Origin of the sequence: Pseudomonas sp. NPDC087804 (assembly GCF_044742965.1) — a bacterium.
GTDB lineage: Bacteria > Pseudomonadota > Gammaproteobacteria > Pseudomonadales > Pseudomonadaceae > Aquipseudomonas > Aquipseudomonas rustica.
This window is the reverse complement of sequence record NZ_JBIUVN010000005.1, coordinates 142,367-165,911: the sequence shown is the minus strand read 5'-3', so window position 1 is coordinate 165,911 and position 23,545 is coordinate 142,367. Positions and strand designations below refer to the sequence as shown.

Sequence of the window (23,545 nt, the reverse complement as noted above, 5' to 3'; positions counted from 1 at the left end):
CAAGATCAAAAGATCGCAGCCTTCGGCAGCTCCTACAGGGGCGGGTTGGCCGAACTGGTGGGCATATTCATATGCCCTTTCGTTCTAGCCCGCGTCCTGATTAGAAGAAGGTCGCTGTGCTAGGATTCCCCGCTCGAACACGGCCCGCTGGCCGTTCATAAGAAAGTTTTCGTGAGTAGCCATGGTCGACAAACTGACGCATCTGAAACAGCTGGAGGCGGAAAGCATCCACATCATCCGCGAGGTGGCCGCCGAGTTCGATAACCCGGTGATGCTGTACTCCATCGGTAAAGACTCCGCCGTGATGCTGCATCTGGCACGCAAGGCGTTCTTCCCGGGCAAGCTGCCGTTTCCGGTGATGCACGTCGACACCCGCTGGAAATTCCAGGAGATGTACAAGTTCCGCGACAAGATGGTCGAAGAACTGGGCCTGGACTTGATCACCCACATCAACCCCGATGGCGTGGCGCAGAACATCAACCCGTTCACCCACGGCAGCGCCAAGCACACCGACATCATGAAAACCGAAGGCCTGAAACAGGCACTCGACAAGCATGGTTTCGACGCAGCGTTCGGCGGCGCCCGTCGCGATGAAGAGAAATCCCGCGCCAAAGAGCGCGTGTACTCGTTCCGCGACAGCAAGCATCGCTGGGATCCGAAAAACCAGCGTCCGGAGCTGTGGAACGTCTACAACGGCAAGGTCAACAAGGGCGAATCCATCCGTGTATTCCCTCTGTCGAACTGGACCGAACTGGACATCTGGCAGTACATCTACCTCGAAGGCATCCCGATTGTGCCGCTGTACTTCGCCGCCGAACGCGAAGTGATCGAGAAGAACGGCACGCTGATCATGATCGACGACGAGCGCATCCTCGAGCACCTGTCCGATGAAGACAAAGCGCGCATCGTCAAAAAGAAAGTGCGTTTCCGCACCCTTGGCTGCTACCCGTTGACGGGCGCCGTGGAGTCCGAAGCCGAAACGCTGACGGACATCATTCAAGAAATGCTCCTGACGCGAACTTCCGAGCGCCAGGGCCGTGTCATCGACCACGATGGCGCCGGCTCGATGGAAGACAAAAAACGTCAGGGTTATTTCTAAGGGGTTGTCATGTCGCACGTATCTGATTTGATCAGCGAGGACATCCTCGCCTACCTGGGCCAGCACGAACGTAAAGAGCTGCTGCGCTTTTTGACTTGCGGTAACGTCGATGACGGCAAGAGCACCCTGATCGGGCGCCTGCTGCACGACTCGAAAATGATCTACGAAGATCACCTCGAAGCGATTACCCGCGATTCGAAGAAAGTCGGCACCACCGGTGACGACATCGACTTGGCATTGCTGGTTGATGGTCTGCAGGCCGAGCGGGAGCAGGGCATCACCATCGATGTTGCTTACCGCTATTTCTCCACCGCGAAACGCAAATTCATCATCGCCGACACCCCCGGCCATGAGCAGTACACCCGCAACATGGCCACCGGTGCCTCCACCTGTGACCTGGCGATCATCCTGGTCGACGCGCGTTACGGCGTGCAGACCCAGACCCGTCGCCACAGCTTCATTGCTTCCCTGTTGGGGATCAAACACATCGTCGTCGCCATCAACAAGATGGATTTGAAAGGCTTCGATGAAGGTGTGTTCGAGTCGATCAAGGCCGACTACCTGAAGTTCGCTGAAGGCTTGAAGATGAAGCCGACCAGCATGCACTTCGTGCCGATGTCTGCCCTCAAGGGCGACAACGTGGTCAACAAGTCCGAGCGCTCGCCTTGGTACAAAGGCCAGTCGCTGATGGAAATTCTCGAGACCGTGGAAGTCGCGGGCGACCGCAACTTCACCGATCTGCGTTTCCCGGTGCAGTACGTCAACCGTCCGAACCTGAACTTCCGTGGTTTCGCCGGCACGCTGGCCAGCGGCATCGTGCACAAGGGTGACGAAGTCGTGGTGCTGCCTTCGGGCAAGAGCAGCCGCGTGAAATCCATCGTCACCTTCGAAGGTGAGCTGGAACACGCCGGTCCGGGTCAGGCTGTCACGCTGACCATGGAAGACGAAATCGACATCTCCCGTGGCGACCTGTTGGTGCATGCCGACAACGTGCCGCCAGTCACCGACAGCTTCGAAGCGATGCTGGTGTGGATGGCTGAAGAGCCGATGCTGCCGGGCAAGAAATACGACATCAAACGCGCCACCAGTTACGTGCCGGGCTCGATTGCCAGCATCGTTAACAAGGTTGACGTGAACACCCTGGAAGAAGGCCCGGCGAGCGCGTTGCAGCTTAACGAAATCGGCAAGGTGAAGATTGCGCTTGATGCGCCAATCGCCCTCGACGGTTACGAAAGCAACCGCACCACCGGCGCGTTCATCATCATCGACCGCTTGACCAACGGCACCGTCGGCGCCGGCATGATCGTCGCGCAGCCTGTGACGCATGGCACTGCCACGCACCACGGCAAACTGGCGCATGTTGCGACTGAGGAACGTGCTCAGCGTTTCGGCCAGCAACCGGCGACCGTGCTGTTCAGCGGTCTGTCGGGCGCGGGCAAAAGCACGCTGGCTTATGCGGTCGAGCGCAAGCTGTTCGACATGGGCCGTGCGGTATTTGTGCTGGATGGTCAGAACCTGCGTCACGACCTCAACAAAGGTCTGCCACAGGATCGTATCGGCCGTACCGAGAACTGGCGTCGTGCCGCACACGTGGCGCGTCAGTTCAACGAAGCCGGTCTGGTCACGTTGGCTGCGTTTGTCGCGCCAAGCGCTGAAGGTCGCGAGCAGGCCAAGGATCTGATCGGCAAGGATCGTCTGCTGACGGTCTACGTACAGGCCTCGCCGGCCGTGTGCGCCGAGCGTGATCCGCAAGGTCTGTATGCCGCCGGTGGCGACAACATCCCGGGCGAATCCTTCCCGTACGACGTGCCGCTGAATGCCGATCTGGTGATCGACACGCAGACGCTGAGTCTGGAAGAAAGCGTCAAGCAAGTGCTGGATCTGCTGCGTCAGCGTGGCGCGATCTAAGCGTTAGCGACAAATAAAAAGCCCGCCGATGAGTGATCATCGGCGGGCTTTTTTTTGATCTTTAAAAAGTCAAAAGATCGCAGCCTTCGGCAGCTCCTACAGGATGTACGTCAATCCAATGTAGGAGCTGCCGGAGGCTGCGATCTTTTGATCTTAATGCTTCGGATATTCGCGGTGCATCTGTTCCAGCAGCGCATCCTTGTCCAGCCACAGCTGATTGATCCAGCCCTGAAACTGCAAACGATACTCGCCGTCCTGGTCGTAATTCTTGCCAATGAATTGCTGCGGAATTTTCAGCTCTTCAAAGTGCACCACCACGTCGCGCACATTGCCGCACAGCAAATCCCAAAAACCCGGACGCCCGGCCGGGTAGTGAATCGTCACGTTAACGATCGACTCCAGTTGCTCGCCCATCGCATCCAGTACAAACGCAATGCCGCCAGCCTTCGGCTTGAGCAGATATTTGAACGGCGATTGCTGCTGCGCATGTTTGCCTTCAGTAAACCGCGTGCCCTCGACGAAGTTGAAAATCCCCACCGGATTATTGCGAAATTTCGCGCAGGTTTTACGCGTAGTTTCGAGGTCTTTGCCTTTCTTCTCCGGGTGCTTGGCCAGGTACGCCTTGGAGTAACGCTTCATGAACGGAAAGCCCAGCGCCCACCACGCCAGACCAATCACCGGCACCCAGATCAGCTCCTGCTTGAGGAAGAACTTCAGCGGTTGAATGCGGCGGTTGAGCACGTATTGCAGCACCAGAATATCGACCCAGCTCTGGTGGTTGCTGGTGATCAGATACGAGTGCTGATAGTCGAGGCCTTGCAAGCCGCTGAGGTGCCAGCGCGTGCGGCGCACCAGGTTCATCCAGCCTTTGTTGTTGCTGATCCACGCTTCATGGGTGTGGCTCATCAGCCAACCGGCGATGCGTTGAGTGAAGGCAAACGGCAGGGCCTTGACCAACGCCACGCAAAACAGAAACGAGCAAAGCAGAATCGTGTTGAGCGCCAACAGCAGCGAGGCGATCACGCCGCGCACGGGTGCAGGTAGAAAATCCAGCATTTACACATCCATAGGTCGGTTGGCGGCTTGAATCGCGGTGAGGGCGATGGTGTAGACGATGTCATCGACTTGCGCGCCGCGCGGCAAATCGTTCACCGGTTTGCGCAGGCCTTGCAGCATCGGCCCGAGGCTGACGCAATCGGCGCTGCGTTGCACGGCTTTATGCGTGGTGTTGCCGGTGTTCAGATCCGGGAAGACGAACACCGTGGCGCGACCGGCGACCTGACTGTTTGGCGCCAGTTGCCGGCCGACTTCGGCGTTGGCCGCGGCGTCGTATTGCAACGGGCCGTCGATCAGTAGCGAGTGCTGTTGTTCGTGGGCGAGCAGGGTGGCTTCGCGGACTTTTTCGACTTCTTCGCCCGTGGCCGATTCGCCGCTGGAATAACTGATCATCGCCACGCGTGGCGTAATACCGAACGCCGCTGCCGAGTCGGCGCTTTGCAGGGCAATCTCGGCCAGTTCGGTGGCGCTCGGGTGCGGGTTCATCACGCAGTCACCGTAGACCAGCACTTCCTCCGGGAAGAGCATGAAGAACACCGACGACACCAGCGTGCAGCCCGGCGCGGTTTTAATCAGCTGCAATGCCGGGCGGATGGTGTTGGCGGTGGTGTTGATCACGCCGGAAACCAAGCCGTCGACTTCATCCAGCGCGAGCATCATGGTGCCGATCACCACGGTGTCTTCCAGTTGCTGCTCGGCCATCGGCGCATTAAGGCTTTTGGTTTTGCGCAGGGCCACCATCGGCTCGACATAGCGTTCGCGGATCAGATCCGGATCAAGAATCTCCAGCCCCGGCGGCAATGTGATGCCTTGGGCGCGGGCGACGGCTTCGACGTCTTCCGGTTTCGCCAGCAACACGCAACGGGCGATCCCGCGTTCCTGACAGATCGCCGCCGCTTGTACGGTGAACGGCTCGCTGCCTTCGGGCAGGACGATGCGCTTGTTCGCTGCCTGCGCACGCTGAATCAATTGATAACGGAACACCGCCGGCGACAGACGCATTTCCCGTGGCGTGCCGCAGCGCTGGTGCAGCCATTTCGCGTCGAGGTGGCTGGCGACGAAGTCAGTGATGATCTCCGCACGCTCGCGGTCATCAATGGGGATTTCCTTGTTCAAACCGTTGAGCAGATTGGCGGTGTCGTAGGAGCCAGTGCTCACCGACAACACCGGCAAACCGGCCTGCAACGCGCCACGGCAGAGGTCCATGATGCGCGGATCGGGCAGGGTGTCGCTGGTCAGCAACAGCCCGGCCAGCGGCACACCGTTGATCGCGGCGAGGCTGACGGCGAGGATGATGTCGTCGCGATCGCCGGGGGTCACCACCAGCACACCGGGCTTGAGCAGCTCGACGGTGTTGCGCATGGTGCGCGCGCAAATGATGATTTTGGTCATCCGCCGGGTTTCGTAATCACCGGCGTTGAGCACCTGCGCGCCCATCAGATCGGCGACGTCGCGGGTGCGTGGTGCGTTGAGTTCTGGTTGATACGGAATGCAGCCGAGCAGGCGGAAATCACCGCTGCGCAGCAACGGCGAGTGCTCCTTCAGACGCGCGGCGAAGGCGTCCATGCTTTCTTCGGTCTTGACCTTGTTGAGGATCACCCCAAGGACTTTCGGGTCTTTCGGCCCGCCGAACAATTGCGCCTGCAATTCGACACGACCGGAGAGTTCGGCGAGCACTTCGTTTTCCGGCGCCGAGACCAGAATCACTTCGGCGTCGAGGCTCTTGGCCAAATGCAGATTGACCCGTGCGGCATAACTGGCGCTGCGGGTCGGCACCATGCCTTCGACCACCAGCACGTCTTTGCCGATCGCGGCTTGCTGGTAAAGGGTGATGATTTCTTCGAGCAACTCATCGAGCTGACCGTCGCCGAGCATCCGCTCAACGTGAGCGAGGCCCAGCGGTTGCGGCGGTTTCAGGCCGTGGGTGCGCGCCACCAGTTCGGTGGAACGCTCAGGGCCGGTGTCGCCCGGGTGCGGCTGCGCAATCGGTTTGAAGAACCCGACTTTCAGGCCCGCTCGCTCCAGCGTGCGTACCAGCCCGAGGCTGATGGAGGTCAGACCCACGCCAAAATCGGTGGGTGCGATAAAAAAAGTTTGCATGCGAATTCTCTAAAGTTGCATGGCAATGGTGTCAGCTTATGTCTGGCTGACTACCGAAATTCAGTCGCCAAGGTTATCGCTAACCGAGCCTTGTGCGCACCAACCGCAGGCAAAGGGTTGGCCTATTTTTTCAATACGTTGCGCCGGGTCGAGTACCCACGCCCGGGTTTGCCAGGGCGGCTGATGGCGCAGGTGCTGGGTGTGGCCACAGGAAAGCTCGGCCACCCAATGGCCCTCTTCGTCTTGATGGAAGCCTGTGATCGTCGAAACCCGTTTGTCCGGGTTGTGTTCGCTTTCGCGCGATTGCTTCGCTAAACTTGGCCTTTCTATATTCTTATGCAAAAGGTCTCGCCCCATGCTGATCGCCGCCAATAAGGCTGTCTCCATCGACTATACCCTGACCAACGACGCTGGTGAGGTCATCGACAGCTCCGCCGGCGGCGCTCCGCTGGTCTACCTGCAAGGCGCAGGCAACATCATCCCGGGCCTGGAAAAAGCTCTGGAAGGCAAAACCGTTGGTGACGAGCTGGACGTTTCCGTTGAACCGGAAGACGCTTACGGCGAATACGCCGCTGAGCTGGTCAGCACCCTGAGCCGCAGCATGTTCGAAGGCGTTGACGAGCTGGAAGTCGGCATGCAGTTCCACGCTTCGGCGCCGGACGGCCAGATGCAAATCGTCACCATCCGTGACCTCGACGGCGACGACGTGACCGTTGACGGCAACCACCCGTTGGCCGGCCAGCGTCTGAACTTCAAAGTGAAGATCGTTGACATCCGTGATGCCAGCCAGGAAGAAATCGCTCATGGTCACGTCCATGGCGAAGGTGGCCATCACCACTGATTTCTGCGCTAAGCTTCGAGTACTGGAGAGGCGCCTGCGGGCGCCTTTTTAGTCCGCGGCTGTCCTTGGTGGTCTCGCCAAGTGGCTGTTTCGAGTAGAACACGGGAATCTTGGAGTTCGTCATGAGTGCTTTTCACGACCTTAAGTTGACAGCCCTGGATGGTCAGGAGCTACCGCTGGCGCCTTTCAAGGGCCAAGTCGTGCTGGTGGTCAACGTCGCCTCCAAATGCGGCTTGACCCCCCAGTATGCGGCGCTGGAAAACCTCTATCAGCAGTTCAAAGGCAAAGGCTTCAGCGTGCTGGGCCTGCCGTGCAACCAGTTTGCCGGTCAGGAACCCGGTTCTGAAAAGGACATTCAGGATTTCTGCAGCCTCAACTATGGCGTGACGTTTCCGTTGTCGAGCAAGCTCGAAGTCAACGGTCACGAACGGCATCAGCTCTACCGTCTGCTGGCGGGCGAGGGCGCGGAGTTTCCCGGTGACATCACCTGGAACTTCGAGAAGTTTCTGCTCGGCAAGGACGGCCGGGTGTTGGCGCGGTTTTCGCCGCGTACGGCGCCGGATGATCCGACCATTGTTCATGCGATTGAAAAAGCGCTGAGCTGATCAAGCAAGATCAAAAGATCGCAGCCTTCGGCAGCTCCTACAGGTGACCTCAAAATCCCATGTAGGAGCTGCCGAAGGCTGCGATCTTTTGCTCTGCGTCTTTTGATCCTTAATCACCGAAATCAATAATGCTGTTCAAAGGCTTCGGCTCTCCATATTATCGCCGTCATAAAGCCATTTCTGTGGAGCCTCTCGATGCCCGTTCAAGCCTTGTTCAAACCGTTCCACCTCGGTGCCCTCGAACTGCCGACCCGCGTGGTCATGGCGCCGATGACCCGTTCTTTCTCCCCGGGTGGCGTGCCGAATTCGAAAGTCATCGAGTACTACCGCCGTCGTGCGGCGGCCGGTGTTGGCCTGATCATCACTGAAGGCACCACCGTTGGCCACGTTGCCTCGAACGGTTACCCGAACGTGCCGCAGTTCTTCGGTGAAGCGCCGTTGGCTGGCTGGAAAAAAGTCGTCGACGCCGTTCACGCTGAAGGCGGCAAGATCGTTCCGCAACTGTGGCACGTGGGCAGCGTGCGCCGCATCGGCACCGAACCGGACGCCAGCGTGCCGGGTTACGGCCCGTCGGAAAAACTCAAGGACGGTCAGGTCGTGGTGCACGGCATGACCAAACAAGATATTCAGGACGTGATCGCTGCGTTCGCCCAAGCGGCCAAAGATGCACAAAGCATCGGCATGGACGGCGTGGAAATCCACGGCGCCCACGGTTACCTGGTCGACCAGTTCTTCTGGGAGGGCAGCAACCAGCGCACCGATGAATACGGCGGCAGCCTGGCCAACCGTTCGCGTTTTGCCATCGAGTTGATTCAAGCCGTGCGTGCTGCGGTCGGCGAAGGCTTCCCGATCATCTTCCGCTTCTCGCAGTGGAAGCAGCAGGATTACACCGCGCGCCTGGTGCAGACCCCGGAAGCGCTGGGTGAATTCCTCAAGCCGTTGTCCGACGCTGGCGTGGATATTTTCCACTGCTCGACACGCCGTTTCTGGGAGCCTGAGTTCGATGGCTCTGACCTGAACCTCGCCGGCTGGACGCGAAAGCTGACCGGCAAACCGACTATCACCGTTGGCAGTGTCGGCCTGGATGGCGAGTTCCTGCAGTTCATGGTCAACACCGACAAGGTCGCGCAACCGGCCAGTCTGGAGAACTTGCTGGAGCGTCTGAACAAAGAGGAATTCGATCTGGTGGCGGTGGGGCGTGCGCTGCTGGTTGACCCGGACTGGGCGTTGAAAGTCCGCGAAGGGCGTGAACAGGATATTTTGCCGTTCAGCCGTGAGGCGTTGATGTCGCTGGTTTAAGCGGCGCCTTCATTGGCCTCTTCGCGAGCAGGCTCGCTCCCACAGGTTCCTCTGGTGTTCACAAAATTTTATGTTCACTAAAGATCCCCTGTGGGAGCGAGCCTGCTCGCGAAAGCGGTTGGCAGGTCAACAACAATTCAGGGCAGTGTCTGAGCCCCAGGCACCACCAAATCCCCCAAACATGCCCCACGCAAATGGCTCTCAAACTGCTCGATAATCGCCGCCCATCCCTGGCGACTCGCATGCTGCCGCGCATTCAGGCGCACGCAACGCAAGCGCTCATCCTCTTCCAATAACCACACCGCCGCCTCGCAAAACGCCTCTTCATCACCGGGCATCGCCAGCACGCCGCTGTAGCCATGGCGAATATGCTGCGCCGCCGCAGCCTGATCGTAAGCCACTACCCCCAACCCTGACGCCAACGCTTCCAGCACCACATTGCCAAAGGTTTCGGTCAGGCTCGGAAACAAAAACACATCCCCCGACGCATAGTGCGCCGCCAGCGCTTCGCCACGCTGGGCACCGCAAAAAATCGCCTCAGGCAATTCCTTCTCCAGCGCCAGCCGTTGCGGCCCGTCGCCGACCACGATCAGTTTCAGATTGCGCTGTGGATAAGCGCTGCGCAGTGCTTCGAAGCTGCCCTTGAGCAGGCCTAGGTTTTTCTCCGGCGCGAGGCGTCCTACGTGAATCACGGCAACGTCGCGCTCGCCCAGTCCCCATTGCTCACGCAAGGCGTTCAGGCGTTTGCTCGGGTGAAACAACTGGCTGTCCACACCGCGCGACAACAACGCCAAACGCTCGAAATGCCGACGCTCCAGTTCCAGACGTTGACTGGGACTGGGCACCAGCGTCATCGCCGAGCGATTGTGAAACCAGCGCAAATAATGCGTGAGCATCCGCGTCAGCAGGCCGAGGCCGTACTGACTGGTGTATTGCTGAAAATTTGTGTGAAAGCCGCTGACCACCGAAATCCCCAGGCGTCGCGCCGCGCGCAAAGCCGATAAACCCAGCGGGCCTTCCGTGGCGATGTACAGCACATCCGGGCGCTGGCGTTTCCAGCGGCGCAGCAATTTGTGCATCGACGACTGGCCCCATTGCAGGCCCGGATAGCCCGGCAGCGGCCAGCCTCGGCACAACAGCAGCGCGTCGTCATCGCTGCGCTGCGGATCGCCGGCCTGACGCGGGCGCACCAGATCCACTTGATGCCCGCGCGCGCGCAGTCCATCGCACAAGCGGCCAAGGGTATTGGCCACGCCGTTGATTTCCGGTGGGAAGGTTTCGCTGATGAGGGTGATATGCAGAGCTGTCGTCATGACCTCAGTGTCGGCTGAGGCCATGTCGTCGTTGTGACGTTCGGATGATGGATTTGTGACGCCGCGTTAGCGTTGAGTCACCAGGTTCTCGGCGCCACGCTCACGCACCCAGAACAGCGTCGCACCGGCGACGGCGGCCGGCATCATCAAAATGTTCACCACTGGAATCAGCAGCACCAGATAGACGATCCCGCCAAAACTCATGCTCTGCCAGCGCTTCTGCCGCAGCCAGGCGAGCATCTCGTTCCAGCCGAGTTTGTGGTTGTCCGCCGGGTAGTCGATGTACTGGATCGCCATCATCCACACGCCGAACAACAGCCACAGCGGCGCGGCGATAATGTTCACCACCGGGATAAACGAAAGAATGAACAGACCGATCGCGCGGGGCAGGAAATAGCCGAGTTTGCGCATTTCCCGGGCGAGGGTGCGCGGTACCATTTCGATCAGTTCGCCCCAGCTGAAGGCCGGGAAGTCATCGGTGCCGCGCACCACCACTTCGACTTTTTCCGCGAGGAAACCGTTGAACGGTGCGGCAATCACGTTGGCGAGCATGGTGAAGGTGAAAAACACCATCAGCGCCACCAGCACCACGAACAGTGGCCAGAGGATGTAGCTGAGGAAGCTCAGCCATTCCGGCAGCGACGGCATCAGCGTGTCGACCCAGAGGCTGAACTGGTGGCCGGCCAGATAGATCAATCCGACGAACAGCACGAGGTTGATCGCCAGCGGCAGCAACACGAACAAGCGCAGGCCAGGGCTGAGAACCAGTTTGAGGCCTTCGCGCAGGTATTGCGGGCCGGACAGAACAGGGGCGGGCATAAGGTGCTCCGAGCAAGGGAAAACGCGCCGACCTTACCGACTTTGCAACGGCGGCGAAAGCACGGTAGAGCGATCGACATTCACTGTAACAAAGACGTCCATCTCGTCAGTGTGTCGGCATAGAGACCACCTATGAGCTGGATTGTTAATCCGTATTTCCTTAATCTTGCCCCCCTCGATACGCTGCACCCAACTTTTTACAGGACTGTCGAGCTCAAGCCTTCCCCAAGGTTTTCCACGGTTCTTTTTTATTTCCGCCGGCAGTCCGGCGATCCGTGCCAGTTTTTTCGGCCCGGTCAACAGGAGCAGGTCATGTCTGAAGTCCGTCATTCGCGAGTGATTATTCTCGGTTCCGGCCCTGCCGGTTACAGCGCTGCGGTATACGCGGCCCGTGCCAACCTCAAGCCACTGCTGATCACCGGCATGCAGGCCGGCGGTCAACTGACCACTACCACCGAAGTCGACAACTGGCCGGGCGACGTTCACGGCCTGACCGGTCCAGCCCTGATGGAGCGCATGCGCGAGCACGCCGAGCGTTTTGAAACCGAGATCGTTTTCGATCACATCAACGCTGTGGATTTCGCTGCCAAGCCTTACACCCTGACCGGCGACAGCGCGGTTTACACCTGCGACGCCCTGATCATCGCCACCGGCGCCAGCGCTCGTTACCTGGGCCTGCCGTCGGAAGAAGCGTTCATGGGCAAAGGCGTTTCGGCCTGCGCAACCTGCGACGGTTTCTTCTACCGCAACAAGCCAGTCGCTGTGGTCGGCGGCGGCAACACCGCGGTTGAAGAAGCACTGTACCTGGCCAACATCGCCAGCACCGTGACCCTGATTCACCGTCGCGAAACCTTCCGCGCCGAGAAGATCCTGATCGACAAACTCAACGCTCGCGTCGCCGAAGGCAAGATCATCCTCAAGTTGAACGCCACTCTCGACGAAGTCCTGGGCGACAACATGGGCGTGACCGGTGCGCGTCTGAAGAACAACGATGGCAGCTTCGACGAAATCACCGTCGACGGCGTGTTCATCGCCATCGGCCACACCCCGAACACCTCGCTGTTCGAAGGCCAGTTGACCCTGAAAGACGGTTACCTGGTGGTGCACGGCGGCCGTGAAGGCAATGCGACTGCGACCAGCGTCGAAGGGATCTTCGCTGCCGGTGACGTGGCTGACCACGTTTACCGTCAGGCCATCACCTCGGCCGGCGCCGGCTGCATGGCGGCACTGGACACCGAGCGTTACCTGGACGGTCTGCAGAACGCATCGTTCTAAATCGCAGACATAAAAAAACCGGCCAGATTGGCCGGTTTTTTTGTGCCCGGAGTTTCAGCTACGTGATGATCGTTCCCACGCTCTGCGTGGGAATGCCTCATCTGGACGCTCTGCGTCCGATGGGACGCGGAGCGTCCCCGGCTGCATTCCCACGCGGAGCGTGGGAACGATCACGGTGTAGGAGCTGCCGAAGGCTGCGATCTTTTGATCTTGATCAGCGGCGGGTCAGGGGTTGGGCGGTGAACTTGACGCCGGCCAGACCGTGTTTGATCAACGCACGGATGTTGCCGTGATCGCTGCCCTCAGGCGTCGCCACTACCGAGCGGTAATGCTCACCAAACGCCAGCAGCGCTTCTTCATCACTCAGGCCTTCCAGCAGCGCCAGACCCAAGGTCTTGCACGAACCTTCGTTCTGCCCGGCGGCGTTTTCCACGCCACCGTTGTTGAAGGCTTGCGGCTGGTAGTCGTAACCGGCAGCAATGAAAGCCAGGGTGTCGGCGAAAGCGTGCTCGCCGCTTTTCAGGCTGGCGCGCAGGGTGTTCAGGTCACTCATGGGGTTTTCCTTTGGCGAACGCCGCTTGCTGGTCGGCGCTGGCTTCTTGCTGATATTGGGCTTTCCACTCGGCGTACGGCATGCCGTAAACCACTTCGCGGGCGTCATCGAGGCTGACGTCGATCTGGCGCTCGTCGGCTTCGGCCTTGTACCACTTCGACAGGCAATTGCGGCAGAACCCGGCGAGGTTCATCAGGTCGATGTTCTGCACGTCCTTGCGGCTGTCCAGATGGGCGACCAGCCGGCGGAAGGCGGCGGCTTCGAGTTCGAGGCGTTGTTGCTCGTTCATGGAGGTCTCTTCGAGACAGCTTCAAGCGGCGAGCTTCAAGCTGCAAGTTTGGATTGTGGGTGGCGGTAGCTTAACGCTTGCAGCTCGAAGCTTGAAGCTCAGCGGCTTGCCGCGAGGGTGATCGATACCGATTCGGCAAATCGCAGCGCATGCGGCTTGTCGACTTCGACTTCGGCGTACAGCACCGAGCCGTTGCTCATCACCAGATCGAGCAATTCCTGCGTCAGGCGTTCAAGCAGCGCAAAACGGTTGCCCTCGACGTGAGCGATGATCGCTTTGGTGATCGTGCGGTAGTTCAGCGCGTGATCGATGTCGTTGTCACGCACCGCTTCCTGCGCGGCATACAGAATGGTGACGTTGATCAGCACATCCTGCTTGTTGAGGATCTCGTCCTCGTTGATCCCGATAAAGGTGCGCAAGCGCAGATCCTTGACCCGGATGCGCGCCATTCCCGGTTGAAGTTGTGGCATTTACTTGCTCCGTCCAATCAATTGCAGGAACTCCTGACGGGTGTTGCTCGACTCGCGGAAGGCGCCGAGCATGACCGAGGTGTTCATCGTCGAATTCTGTTTTTCCACGCCGCGCATCATCATGCACATGTGTTTGGCTTCGATGACCACGGCGACCCCAGCGGCATCGGTGACCTGTTGCACCGCGTCGGCGATTTGCCGGGTGAGGTTTTCCTGAATCTGCAGGCGTCGGGCGAACATGTCGACCAGCCGTGCGATCTTCGATAATCCCAGCACCTTGCCCGTCGGAATATAAGCCACATGGGCCTTGCCGATGAAGGGCAGCAGGTGATGTTCGCACAACGAGTACAACTCGATGTCGGCGACGATCACCATCTCGTCACTGTCCGAAGCAAACAGCGCGCCGTTGACGATTTGCTCGACGCTCTGATCGTAACCGTGACACAGGTATTGCATGGCTTTGGCCGCGCGCACCGGGGTGTCGAGCAACCCTTCGCGGTCGGGATTTTCGCCGAGACCGATGAGGATTTCACGGTAGTTTTCGGGCAGGGAAAGGCTCATGGACATCCTCGCAGCTAGGCGTTATTTGACGTGCCGCCCGCCGTTGACGGTCAGGGTCGTACCGGTGACATAAGGGTTGTCGAGCAGATAGCGCAGGCTCTGGTAGATCACTTCGCTGCCGGGTTCGATGCCCAGCGCCGATTTAGCCAGCGCTTTGGTGCGGTACGCCGCGTCGTCGTCGGGATTGAACAATAGCAGGGCCGGCGCGATGCCGTTGACCTTGATTGCTGGCGCATAGCGCGCGGCGAAGGACAGCGTCAGGCTGTCGAGCCCGGCTTTGCTGGCGCAATAGCCGATGTGTTTGCTGCTGCCCTTGCGCGTGACATCGTCGCTGATATGGATGATGTCGGCGGGTGTCGAGCGGTGCAACAAATCGGCGCAGTGCAGGTTGATCAGGTAGGGCGCGAGCATGTGCAGATTGATCATGCGCGTGAAGGCTTCCGCCTCGCTGCCCGGGGTTTCGGCGAGCCACTCGGAGGCGTTGTGCACGATGGCGCGCAGGCTGTCGGTGTGGTTTTTCAGTTCGCTGATGAAGGCGAGAATCCCGGCTTCGCTGGAGAAGTCGGCGAACAGGCCGATGGCGCCCAAATCGCGCAGTGTTTGTACACCGGGACGTTCGGTGCGGTAGGTGAAGATGACGCGATGACCGTCTTCAAGCAAACGCTGCGCGCAATGCAGACCGACACGCTGGCCGGCGCCGGTGATGAGGATCGGGGCTGCGGAAGTAGACATGAACGGCTCGCATCGCGGTGGGAGCAAAAACTATAACAGCGACACGACGGAAAAGATCGCAGCCTGCGGCAGCTCCTACATTGGCCTGCTTGCCTCCCTGTAGGAGCTGCCGAAGGCTGCGATCTTTTAAAGGTGCTGCGTAGACGTTTTGGCCGGCACGCGTCGAACCGGCGTGCTGTTCAACCAATTCGCCAGTAATCGCGTCGACAGCGGAATAAAGAAATAAACCATCAATGGCGTCAGGCACAGCGTGCTGATAAACACCCGCGGCAACAGACTCATTTCGCCGAGCAGCGGGCCCAGCACAAAGTTGAACAGCATCGACACCGGAAAGAACGCCAGCCAGATCGCCACCGCCTGTTTCCAGCGTGGCGGGCGCTGACCGGCCGCGCCGAACCAGCCTTCGATGCCGCTGACGCGATGTTCCTTCGGATGCGCAAACAGATCGCTGCCCCGATCCAGCCATGCCGTACGCGAGGCGGAGTGCTCCCACGTATGCAAAGTCTGTTCATCGACGAAGCGGAAGATGATTTGAAACTCGTTATCACCGGGCGGCGGAGCGAGCACGCCAGAACCGAGATAACCGGGAAAGTCGGTGGCCAGTTGTTCGCCTTCGCGCAACCAGGCAATCAGATCCTGATAGCGACCATCGGCGACGCGACGCGCGACCATCAGCGTGACGGGGGAAGTAGACATTGTGTATCTCCGTATTTCGTTCGCGGCACTCCGGGTAGGAGTTTCGCCAGACGCGCGCCGGGGTAGAGGCCCGCGTTTATTGCCAAGCAAGGATTATTCCTGAATTTCGCGATTTAACCAGAGACTTTCGTCGCAGTTCATCGCTTTTACCTTTAGCGGGCATTGCAGCTAGAATGGATCCAATCACTTTACAAGGACGTTGAGCGCACTATGCCTGTCATTACGGAGCTGAGCCCTGTTTCACGGGCGTCTGACGCGCTCGAGCGCGAAGACCTCTTTCCCATTCGTGAAGTGTCCCGACTCACCGGGGTCAACCCGGTCACGCTGCGTGCCTGGGAGCGACGTTACGGTTTGATCGAACCGACGCGCACCGAAAGTGGGCATCGGCTGTATTCAATGACCGAAATCGAGCGCGTTCGCAGCATTGTCGAGTGGATCGATCGTGGCGTCTCCGTGAGCAAGGTCGGCAAAATCCTCGCTAAAACCGAACCGCTAAAAGCACTGTCGCACATCATTTCCGATGATCAGGTGCAGGCCGATTACCAGCAGTGGCAGCATCAGGTAAAGCGTGCGGTCAGCGCCTTCGACGATCTTGAACTGGATCGTGTCTACGGCCAGATTTTTTCTTCTTATTCGCTGCCCGTGGTTTTTCAGGACATCCTGCTGCCGCTGTGGCGGCAATTGCTGCTGGGGCAGGAAGCCTTCGGACACACCAGCGAATGGCTGTTCTACGACGGCTACCTTAGAACCCGCGTACTGCAACGAATCATCGCGTTACGCACCACGCAGCCCCGCAAGATTCTTGTCAGTGCATTGGCCGGTCAGTGCCGTGAACTGGAATTGCTGGTGGCCGCGCTGTTTTTGAGCAGCAGCGATGCGGGTGTTCGGGTATTGACGACCGGTCAGCCATTCGATGAATTGACGCTGGTCTGCGAAAAGATCAAACCGCAGGCACTGGTGCTGTTTTCCAATCACGCACCGGCCGTCGAACTGCCACGGCGTTTGAACCGTTTGGCGCTGAGTCTGGATTGTCAGGTGTTGCTGGCGGGGGATGCGGCGGATCTGGCAGAGGAAACTCTGGCCGGATCGTCAATCGGTTGTCTGGGCAATGAAGGCGCGACCATGCGTCAGCGGCTGACGCAATATCTCGCGGGCAAACTCGATACCTGAGACTCAGGTGTGCAGGGCAGGGTGGGTCAGGCGATGTTGTTGCAGAATGAACTGGCGCAGGCGCTCGGTTTCATCGGCATCGGTCTGGCTCAGTTCGTAGGCGAAGAAACCTTTGTCGGTCTCACGCTCGAAATTGCCGCGCAGGGAAATTCGCTCATAGCCTGAAGGGCTGAACCACAGGGCGAAATGCTTCGGTGGTTTGGTCTTGTTGCGCACTTCCAGCAACACGCCTTTGTGCGACACCTCATGAACCCACAACGTCCCCGGTTGGCCATTGGCGTTTTCCAGCGCCACCGGCTCGTCCAGCGCCAGGCGCCATGGCCGCACCATCGGGCCGTCTTCGTAAATGCTCGGCACGCCGAGGCGCAAATGCAGCGCGTGGAACTCGTCTTCCACCAGGTGCAGCGGGAAAGTCATCTGTTGGTTTTCGAAGTTGGCCTGAATGGTCACTTGTTCGTGAGCGGCCAGGCGCGTGAGCAAATCACGGATCTGCGAACCGCCATTAACCAGCAGACTCGACGTCGCATCCCGCACATTCAGCTGCGGGTTGTGCTGCATGGTCTGGATGAAATCCAGCTCATCCTGAGTGAGGAGGGCGTCGCGTTGCATGGTTAGCTCGAAAGATATAGTTACAAAGTCATTGGTGATTGTAGTTAATGACAATTAGTTCGCTGATTTGTTTGCGCCGTTCGTCGCTTTCAGTTCTGCCAGCTGTGCTTTCAATGTCGCGACCTCCTGTTCGAGTTGCGCAACACGTTGCTGAGCCTTGACCTGAATCGTTACATCTTTCTGCACGCCGACGAAATAAGTCAGCCCGTCGTCAGCGCTTTTTACCGTTGAAAGCGACAGTTCGTTCCAGAACGGTGTGCCGTCCTTGCGATAGTTACGCAGGATTTCCCGGCACGACCCATTGTTGCGCAGCACCTCGCGAACCCGCTCCAGACTGGCTTGATCACGGTCACCAGCCTGCAGAAAGCGGCAGTCCTGATAGAGAATTTCTTCGCTGCTGTAGCCGGTCAGCTGTTCGAATGCGGGGTTGACGTAAATCAGGATCGTGTCCTGATCGCCTTCCTTTTCCGCTACCACGATTCCATCGTTGGAGGCGTTGATCACCATTTGCAGCAGGCTGGCGTTGATCATCTGTGAGTCCGTTCAGAATGGCCGAGGGTTCGCATTCTAGATAAACCGTCAGCGCTGTCTACTGGCCATTATCGCCAGTTGAGATCCAATCGCAGCTTTGCGGCTCGGGCTGCTACTATCGCCGCTCATTTTTTCAGTTTCAGGATCAGATTGATGAAAGTCGCCATCCTCTCCGGTTCGGTTTACGGCACCGCCGAAGAAGTCGCCCGCCACGCCCAGAACCTGTTGAAAGCCGCTGGCTTTGAAACCTTCTACAACTCGCGCGCCAGCCTGGCGGACATTCAAGCGTTCGGCCCGGAAGCATTCCTCGCGGTGACCTCGACCACTGGCATGGGCGAGCTGCCGGACAACCTGCAACCGTTGTATTCGACCATTCGCGATCAACTGCCAGCAGCGTGGCGGGGTTTGCCCGGCGCGGTCATCGCCTTGGGCGACGCCAGTTATGGCGACACCTTCTGCGGCGGCGGCGAGCAAATGCGCGAACTGTTCGGCGAACTGGGTGTGCGTGAAGTGCTGGAGATGCTGCGCATCGACGCCAGCGAAAGCGTGACCCCGGAAACCGACGCCGAGCCTTGGCTGGCGCAGTTGATCGACGCGCTCAAGGGCTGATCGGCCGCTCGCGCAGGAGTGCCAGCCACGCCTGCGCGGCATTCGACAAATAAGCGCCCTGACGCCAGATAAACGCGATGTCCCAGCGCAGATAATCCGGCGCACGCAAGGTCAGGCGCACCACGCCTGGCCGCACAAGTCCGCGCGCCACCACGCTGGGCAACAACACCACGCCTTGCCCGGCGGCCACCAGCGCCGCAAGAAAATCCGCCTGACCGCTGCGGCCGCCTTCCTTCGGTGTGAAGCCCATTTGCTGGCACGCCTGCAGCAAACGATCGTTGAGCACGAAGCTGCGCTGATAAAGCAGAAACGGCGTATCGGCGAGCTCCTCCAATCCGATCTCGCCGCGATCAGCCAACGGGTGATCGACCGGTAGCAGCGCATCGAGTTTCTCATCGCAAAACGGCTGACAGTCGAACTGCGGATCCTTCGGCAACAAACTGCCACCCAGCTCCAGTTCACCGTTGAGCACGGCTTGCTCGATGTTGCGGCTGCCGCCCTCGAGCAACTGCACGCTAATGTTTGGATAGCGCCGGCGATATTCAGCAAAGAGCCCGGCGAACAAAGCATCGCTGCCCAACAGTGGCAGACCGAGGCGCAACTCGCCACGGGCCAGATGACTGAGATCGTCCAGTTCGACCAGCAATTCGTTGCGTAAACGCAGCATCGCTTCGGCGCGCTGCAACACCACGCTGCCGGCGGCGGTCAGGCGCAACTGCGAACCGAGGCGCTCGAGCAGCGGAGTGCCCAAACTCTGTTCCAGTTGTGCGACTTGCTTGCTCACCGCCGACTGGCTGATGTGCAGGGTTTTCGCCGCTTGGGTGAAACCGCCCTGATGCATGACTTCGACAAAGCTGCGCAGCTGTTTGAATTCCATCTGCCTGATTCCGTTTTGGAATGGCTTTGAGTCTAACAATTCGCTTCGGGGATGGCAGGCCACTTCGTAAAATAGGCTTCTGTAAGGAGCCAATCTCATGAACGCCGCCCGCTTCAAACACCTTTCCCGTCTCTTCGTCGAACTCGCCGTGTTACTCGGTCTCTACCTGCTCGGCTGCCAACTCGCCGCGTGGCTGGCCTGGCCGATTCCTGGCGGCGTGATCGGCATGGCGCTGTTGCTGCTGGCCTTTGCTTTCGGTTGGGTCAAACCGGCGGCGCTGCAATTGGGCGCGGGCTTGTTGATGGCCGAGATGTTGTTGTTCTTTATCCCGGCGCTGATGAGCCTGCTCGATTACGGCACGTTGCTGCGCAATGACGGCTGGCGGATTTTGCTGGTGATCGCCGCCAGTACCTTGATGGTGATGCTGGTGACCGCATTCACCGTGGAATTGGCCGTGCGCGCGAGGCGTTCCCATGAAGCTTGAATGGATGCCGATGTTCTGGCTCGCCTTCACTTTGTTGGCGTACCTGTTCAGCCGCTGGATTTATCGGCGCACCGGGCGCTATGTGTTGTCGCCGCTGATTCTGGTGCCGGCGCTGCTGCTGGCGCTCGCCGTGCCGCTGCACACCGCCTATGCCGAATATTCCAGCAACACCCATTGGCTGATGTTGGTGCTCGGCCCGGTGACCGTCGCGTTTGCTGTGCCGATCTGGCAGCAACGCCGATTGCTGATGCGGCACTGGTCGGCGCTGATGCTCGGCATGGTGGCGGGCAGTGCAGCGTCGATCGGTACCTCGTTCGGCTTGGCCAAGGCGTTGGCACTCGACAGTTCGGTGACGATGTCGCTGGTACCGCGTTCGATCACCACGCCGTTCGCCATGCCGCTCGCGCAAAACCTCGGCGGTGTGCCGGAGCTGACCGCGGTGTTCGTGATGTTCACCGGCGTGTTCGGCGCGATGCTCGGCGGCGTGCTGTTGAAGTGGTTGCCGCTGCGCAGTGCCTTGGCGCGTGGCGCGTTGTTCGGCGTTGGCGCGCACGGTGCCGGCGTGAGTCGCGCGCATGAAGTGGGCGGTGAAGAAGGCTCTGTCGCCGGGCTGGTGATGGTGCTCACTGGGTTGCTCAATCTGTTTGCTGCACCTTTGTTGGCGTCGTTGCTTTGACATGGATCCAAGCTGTTTGCACGACTGACCCGGTCAGTCATCAAGCTGGCTGCCAATGCAACTACGTGATTGCCTGCACCTGACTAGACTGCTCACACGTTGCAGAACAATAAGAACGCAGAGGTGCATACAGTGAGCGTAGCCCCCGTCCAATCGTCCCTTAACGTCAAAGACCAGGTCAGTGCTGCGGAATGGCAGACCCGTGTCGATCTCGCCGCTTGTTATCGTCTGGTCGCCGCCCATGGCTGGGACGATCTGATCTTCACGCATATTTCCGCCAAGGTGCCGGGCACCGAAGACTTCCTGATCAATCCGTTTGGTCTGATGTTCCATGAGATCACCGCGTCGAGCCTGGTGAAGGTCGATCAAGCCGGCAACAAACTCATGGACAGCCCGTACGAAATCAATCCTGCCGGCTATACCATCCACAGCGCCGTGCACGAAGTGCGGCACGACGTGGTTTGTGTGCTGCACACGCACACCGCCTCGGGTGTCGCGGTGTCGGCGCAAAAGCAGGGCGTGTTGCCGATCAGCCAACAATCGTTGTTCGTGCTGTCGAGCCTCGCCTATCACGGCTATGAAGGCGTGGCGCTGAACCACGAAGAGAAGGCGCGTTTGCAGGCCGACCTCGGCGAAAATAATTTCCTGATGTTGCACAACCACGGTCTGCTGACCTGTGGCAGCACCATCGCCGACACCTTTTTGATGATGTTCACTTTCCAACGCGCTTGCGACATTCAGGTGATGGCGCAAACCGGTGGCGCTGAACTCATCGCCATCGAACCGCAAATTCTGGCAGGCGCCAAAGCGATGATCGCCGGCGTCACCAAAAGTGCTCAAGGCATGGGTGGCGCGCTGGCCTGGCCAGCGCTGCTGCGCAAACTCGATAAACAAGACCCCGGATATAAACTCTAATGCCACTTGCCGAGATTCCTCTGTGTGTCTGGCGTAAACGCAGCCGGACGTTTGTCTTTCGTGGTCAGCCGATCCGTTACTGGACGGCGGGGCAGGGCGAGCCGCTGCTGCTGATCCACGGCTTCCCGACCGCCAGTTGGGACTGGCATTACCTGTGGCAGCCACTGGCCCAGCGTTATCGGGTGATTGCCTGCGACATGCTCGGTTTCGGCGATTCAGCCAAGCCGATCAACCACACCTACAGCTTGCTGGAACAGGCGGATTTGCAGCAGGCATTGCTCGCGCATTTGCAGGTCGAGCAACCGGTGCATGTGCTGGCGCACGATTACGGCGACAGCGTTGCCCAGGAACTGCTGGCCCGGCATTACGAAGATCGCCTCGAAATCGCCAGTTGCGTGTTCCTCAACGGTGGCCTGTTTCCGGAAACCCATCGGCCGGTGTTGATGCAGAAACTGCTGCTCAGCCCATTGGGCTGGATGATCGGGCGCGCGTTTACCCGCGATGCGCTGGTGAAAAGTTTTCGACAGATTTTTGGGCCGAACACGCGGCCGACAGAGAGCGAACTGGATGATTTCTGGAGCCTGGTCGACACTAATCGTGGGCCACGGATCATGCACAAACTGATCAGCTATATTCCGGAGCGTCGGGTGCAGCGTGATCGTTGGGTCGCGGCGATGCAGCGCGGTGAAATTCCTCTGCGGGTGATTGATGGCGAAGTCGACCCGATCTCTGGTGCACACATGGTGCAGCGTTATTGCGAGTTGATTGCTGATGCCGACGCTGTGCTGTTGCCGGGCATTGGTCACTACCCGCAAACCGAAGCACCGGTGCAGGTGCTTAAGCACTATCTGGAATTTCGCGAGCGTCAGGTGCTGCCACCGCGCAAAGTGGCCTGTTCCTGAAGATCAAAAGATCGCAGCCTTCGGCAGCTCCTACACTGATCCCCTGTAGGAGCTGCCGAAGGCTGCGATCTTGTGCTTTTCAAACCTGACTATCCCCCAACCTTATCGCACACCATTCAGCCCCAGCCCTGTTCGTTGTGACACCACGCCCCGTGCCTGACACTCGGGATCAATGTCCCATTGGCCTGCTGGAGTTGCCTCGATGAATGAGTCTGTGCGTTTCGAAGATAAAGTCGTGATCGTCACCGGAGCCGGTGGTGGCCTTGGCCGCGCCCACGCACTGCTATTCGCCAAACAAGGTGCGAAAGTGCTGGTCAACGACCTCGGCGGCTCGGCTCAGGGCGAAGGCGCCAATGCCTCCGCTGCCGACCGCGTCGTCGCCGAAATCCGTGAAGCCGGCGGCACCGCCGAAGCCAACCACGACTCGGTCACCGACGGCGACAAACTCGTGCAAAACGCCCTCGACGTCTTCGGCCGTGTCGACGTCGTGGTCAACAACGCCGGGATCCTGCGCGATAAGACCTTCCACAAAATGGACGACGCCGACTGGGATCTGGTTTACCGCGTCCACGTCGAAGGCGCCTACAAAGTCACCCGCGCCGCATGGCCGCACCTGCGCGAGCAAAACTACGGTCGCGTGATCTTCACCGCATCAACCTCCGGCATCTACGGCAACTTCGGCCAGTCCAACTACGGCATGGCCAAACTCGGCCTCTACGGCCTGACCCGCACCCTGGCCATCGAAGGCCGCAAAAACAACATCCTCGTCAACGCCATCGCCCCAACTGGCGGCACGCGCATGACCGAAGGCCTGATCCCGCCGCAAGTGTTCGAACAACTCAAACCGGAACTGGTCAGCCCGCTGGTGGTGTACCTGGCGAGCGAGCAATGCCAGGAGACTTCAGGACTGTTCGAAGTTGGTGGCGGCTGGATGGGCAAAGTGCGTTGGGAGCGCAGTTTGGGCGCCGGGTTTGATCCGCGAGTGGGTTTCTCGCCGGAAGATGTCGCGGCGCACTGGCAGCAGATTTGTGATTTCGAAGGCGCGGCGCATCCGAAGGACAATATTGAAGCGCTGAAGGAAATGATGGCGAATTTGCAGAAGTATTCGCTGTAAGGGACGTTTTAGCCTCGCTGCGTTCTCGACGTGGCGAGGCTC

General features: G+C 59.4%; 27 protein-coding genes. 13 read left to right on the top strand and 14 right to left on the bottom strand.

The window, feature by feature from the left end; translation table 11 throughout:
* The first annotated feature begins 181 nt into the window (after window positions 1-181).
* Both cysD and cysN read left to right on the top strand, forming a co-directional pair.
* Window positions 182-1,099, top strand: a complete 918-nt coding sequence (gene cysD / locus ACIOMO_RS11690) for a sulfate adenylyltransferase subunit CysD (RefSeq protein WP_008085033.1) — start codon at window positions 182-184, stop codon at window positions 1,097-1,099.
* A 9-nt stretch (window positions 1,100-1,108) separates the two neighbouring features.
* Window positions 1,109-3,007 carry a sulfate adenylyltransferase subunit CysN gene (gene cysN, locus ACIOMO_RS11685; protein ID WP_053117134.1) on the top strand — a complete coding sequence of 633 codons (1,899 nt, stop codon included), beginning with the start codon at window positions 1,109-1,111 and terminating at the stop codon, window positions 3,005-3,007.
* A 153-nt stretch (window positions 3,008-3,160) separates the two neighbouring features.
* Here cysN and ACIOMO_RS11680 read toward each other — a convergent pair whose 3' ends face one another.
* The 3 genes from ACIOMO_RS11680 to ACIOMO_RS11670 are packed head-to-tail and all read right to left on the bottom strand — an operon-like array spanning window position 3,161 to window position 6,550.
* Entirely contained in the window at window positions 3,161-4,063 is a 903-nt protein-coding gene (locus ACIOMO_RS11680; protein ID WP_053117136.1) for an acyltransferase, read from the bottom strand.
* Window positions 4,064-6,163, bottom strand: coding sequence for a phosphate acetyltransferase (gene pta, locus ACIOMO_RS11675; RefSeq protein ID WP_401240757.1), 2,100 nt, complete (start codon window positions 6,161-6,163; stop codon window positions 4,064-4,066).
* A gap of 60 nt (window positions 6,164-6,223) precedes the next feature.
* Window positions 6,224-6,550, bottom strand: coding sequence for a DUF3565 domain-containing protein (locus tag ACIOMO_RS11670; protein WP_082341397.1), 327 nt, complete (start codon window positions 6,548-6,550; stop codon window positions 6,224-6,226).
* Between ACIOMO_RS11670 and ACIOMO_RS11665 the strand changes: the two genes are divergently transcribed.
* From ACIOMO_RS11665 to ACIOMO_RS11655, 3 genes are all read left to right on the top strand, one after another.
* On the top strand, window positions 6,519-7,004 hold the full coding sequence (locus tag ACIOMO_RS11665; RefSeq protein WP_053117141.1) for a peptidylprolyl isomerase: 486 nt from the start codon (window positions 6,519-6,521) through the stop codon (window positions 7,002-7,004). The genes ACIOMO_RS11670 and ACIOMO_RS11665 overlap by 32 nt on opposite strands.
* A 122-nt stretch (window positions 7,005-7,126) precedes the next feature.
* The gene (locus tag ACIOMO_RS11660; protein ID WP_053117143.1) at window positions 7,127-7,609 is read left to right on the top strand and encodes a glutathione peroxidase; all 483 of its coding nucleotides are present in this window, start codon (window positions 7,127-7,129) and stop codon (window positions 7,607-7,609) included.
* A gap of 195 nt (window positions 7,610-7,804) precedes the next feature.
* The gene (locus ACIOMO_RS11655; RefSeq protein WP_282355775.1) at window positions 7,805-8,908 is read left to right on the top strand and encodes an NADH:flavin oxidoreductase; all 1,104 of its coding nucleotides are present in this window, start codon (window positions 7,805-7,807) and stop codon (window positions 8,906-8,908) included.
* 137 nt (window positions 8,909-9,045) lie between these two features.
* On the opposite strand, the gene ACIOMO_RS11650 is transcribed toward ACIOMO_RS11655, so the two are convergent.
* A complete protein-coding gene (locus ACIOMO_RS11650) occupies window positions 9,046-10,245 on the bottom strand; it encodes a glycosyltransferase family 4 protein (protein WP_401240753.1) in 1,200 nt (399 codons plus the stop codon).
* A 42-nt stretch (window positions 10,246-10,287) separates the two neighbouring features.
* Window positions 10,288-11,040, bottom strand: coding sequence for a sulfate transporter CysZ (cysZ, locus tag ACIOMO_RS11645; protein ID WP_159812166.1), 753 nt, complete (start codon window positions 11,038-11,040; stop codon window positions 10,288-10,290).
* 312 nt (window positions 11,041-11,352) lie between these two features.
* Between cysZ and trxB the strand changes: the two genes are divergently transcribed.
* The gene (trxB, locus tag ACIOMO_RS11640) at window positions 11,353-12,315 is read left to right on the top strand and encodes a thioredoxin-disulfide reductase (RefSeq protein WP_053117174.1); all 963 of its coding nucleotides are present in this window, start codon (window positions 11,353-11,355) and stop codon (window positions 12,313-12,315) included.
* A gap of 214 nt (window positions 12,316-12,529) precedes the next feature.
* On the opposite strand, the gene ACIOMO_RS11635 is transcribed toward trxB, so the two are convergent.
* The 6 genes from ACIOMO_RS11635 to ACIOMO_RS11610 form a co-directional block, all read right to left on the bottom strand.
* Window positions 12,530-12,868 carry a HopJ type III effector protein gene (locus tag ACIOMO_RS11635; protein WP_102900671.1) on the bottom strand — a complete coding sequence of 113 codons (339 nt, stop codon included), beginning with the start codon at window positions 12,866-12,868 and terminating at the stop codon, window positions 12,530-12,532.
* Entirely contained in the window at window positions 12,861-13,157 is a 297-nt protein-coding gene (locus tag ACIOMO_RS11630) for a DUF1244 domain-containing protein (protein ID WP_401240749.1), read from the bottom strand. The genes ACIOMO_RS11635 and ACIOMO_RS11630 overlap by 8 nt, the downstream gene beginning before the upstream one ends.
* A gap of 98 nt (window positions 13,158-13,255) precedes the next feature.
* Window positions 13,256-13,627, bottom strand: a complete 372-nt coding sequence (folX, locus tag ACIOMO_RS11625; protein ID WP_053117178.1) for a dihydroneopterin triphosphate 2'-epimerase — start codon at window positions 13,625-13,627, stop codon at window positions 13,256-13,258.
* Window positions 13,628-14,188, bottom strand: a complete 561-nt coding sequence (folE, locus tag ACIOMO_RS11620) for a GTP cyclohydrolase I FolE (RefSeq protein WP_053117179.1) — start codon at window positions 14,186-14,188, stop codon at window positions 13,628-13,630.
* Window positions 14,189-14,209: 21 nt separating this feature from the next.
* Window positions 14,210-14,920 carry a dihydromonapterin reductase gene (folM, locus tag ACIOMO_RS11615; RefSeq protein ID WP_401240746.1) on the bottom strand — a complete coding sequence of 237 codons (711 nt, stop codon included), beginning with the start codon at window positions 14,918-14,920 and terminating at the stop codon, window positions 14,210-14,212.
* A 126-nt stretch (window positions 14,921-15,046) separates the two neighbouring features.
* Window positions 15,047-15,616, bottom strand: a complete 570-nt coding sequence (locus ACIOMO_RS11610; protein ID WP_401240743.1) for an antibiotic biosynthesis monooxygenase — start codon at window positions 15,614-15,616, stop codon at window positions 15,047-15,049.
* 210 nt (window positions 15,617-15,826) lie between these two features.
* On the opposite strand from ACIOMO_RS11610, the gene ACIOMO_RS11605 reads away from it, so the two are divergent.
* Window positions 15,827-16,786: a MerR family transcriptional regulator gene (locus tag ACIOMO_RS11605; RefSeq protein WP_401240740.1), complete on the top strand. Its 960-nt coding sequence runs from the start codon at window positions 15,827-15,829 to the stop codon at window positions 16,784-16,786.
* 3 nt (window positions 16,787-16,789) lie between these two features.
* On the opposite strand, the gene ACIOMO_RS11600 is transcribed toward ACIOMO_RS11605, so the two are convergent.
* Together ACIOMO_RS11600 and ACIOMO_RS11595 are read right to left on the bottom strand one after the other, a co-directional pair.
* A complete protein-coding gene (locus tag ACIOMO_RS11600) occupies window positions 16,790-17,395 on the bottom strand; it encodes a hypothetical protein (RefSeq protein WP_053117187.1) in 606 nt (201 codons plus the stop codon).
* A gap of 54 nt (window positions 17,396-17,449) precedes the next feature.
* Window positions 17,450-17,926: a PAS domain-containing protein gene (locus ACIOMO_RS11595; RefSeq protein ID WP_053117190.1), complete on the bottom strand. Its 477-nt coding sequence runs from the start codon at window positions 17,924-17,926 to the stop codon at window positions 17,450-17,452.
* Window positions 17,927-18,079: 153 nt separating this feature from the next.
* Between ACIOMO_RS11595 and ACIOMO_RS11590 the strand changes: the two genes are divergently transcribed.
* On the top strand, window positions 18,080-18,535 hold the full coding sequence (locus tag ACIOMO_RS11590; protein ID WP_053117192.1) for a flavodoxin: 456 nt from the start codon (window positions 18,080-18,082) through the stop codon (window positions 18,533-18,535).
* On the opposite strand, the gene ACIOMO_RS11585 is transcribed toward ACIOMO_RS11590, so the two are convergent.
* Entirely contained in the window at window positions 18,525-19,412 is an 888-nt protein-coding gene (locus ACIOMO_RS11585) for a LysR family transcriptional regulator (RefSeq protein ID WP_401240736.1), read from the bottom strand. The genes ACIOMO_RS11590 and ACIOMO_RS11585 overlap by 11 nt on opposite strands.
* A gap of 97 nt (window positions 19,413-19,509) precedes the next feature.
* Here ACIOMO_RS11585 and ACIOMO_RS11580 point away from each other — a divergent pair, with 97 nt between their 5' ends.
* The 5 genes from ACIOMO_RS11580 to ACIOMO_RS11560 all read left to right on the top strand — a co-directional run bounded on the left by ACIOMO_RS11580 (window position 19,510) and on the right by ACIOMO_RS11560 (window position 23,503).
* Window positions 19,510-19,896, top strand: coding sequence for a CidA/LrgA family protein (locus tag ACIOMO_RS11580; protein WP_053117196.1), 387 nt, complete (start codon window positions 19,510-19,512; stop codon window positions 19,894-19,896).
* Entirely contained in the window at window positions 19,886-20,572 is a 687-nt protein-coding gene (locus tag ACIOMO_RS11575; RefSeq protein ID WP_053117198.1) for an LrgB family protein, read from the top strand. Before ACIOMO_RS11580 ends, ACIOMO_RS11575 begins: the two co-directional genes overlap by 11 nt.
* A 132-nt stretch (window positions 20,573-20,704) precedes the next feature.
* Window positions 20,705-21,487: a class II aldolase/adducin family protein gene (locus ACIOMO_RS11570; RefSeq protein ID WP_053117200.1), complete on the top strand. Its 783-nt coding sequence runs from the start codon at window positions 20,705-20,707 to the stop codon at window positions 21,485-21,487.
* Window positions 21,487-22,389: an alpha/beta fold hydrolase gene (locus tag ACIOMO_RS11565; RefSeq protein WP_401240731.1), complete on the top strand. Its 903-nt coding sequence runs from the start codon at window positions 21,487-21,489 to the stop codon at window positions 22,387-22,389. Before ACIOMO_RS11570 ends, ACIOMO_RS11565 begins: the two co-directional genes overlap by 1 nt.
* A 202-nt stretch (window positions 22,390-22,591) precedes the next feature.
* Window positions 22,592-23,503 (top strand): SDR family oxidoreductase, encoded by a 912-nt coding sequence (locus tag ACIOMO_RS11560; RefSeq protein WP_159812177.1) that lies wholly within the window; start codon window positions 22,592-22,594, stop codon window positions 23,501-23,503.
* The last annotated feature ends 42 nt before the right edge of the window (window positions 23,504-23,545 follow it).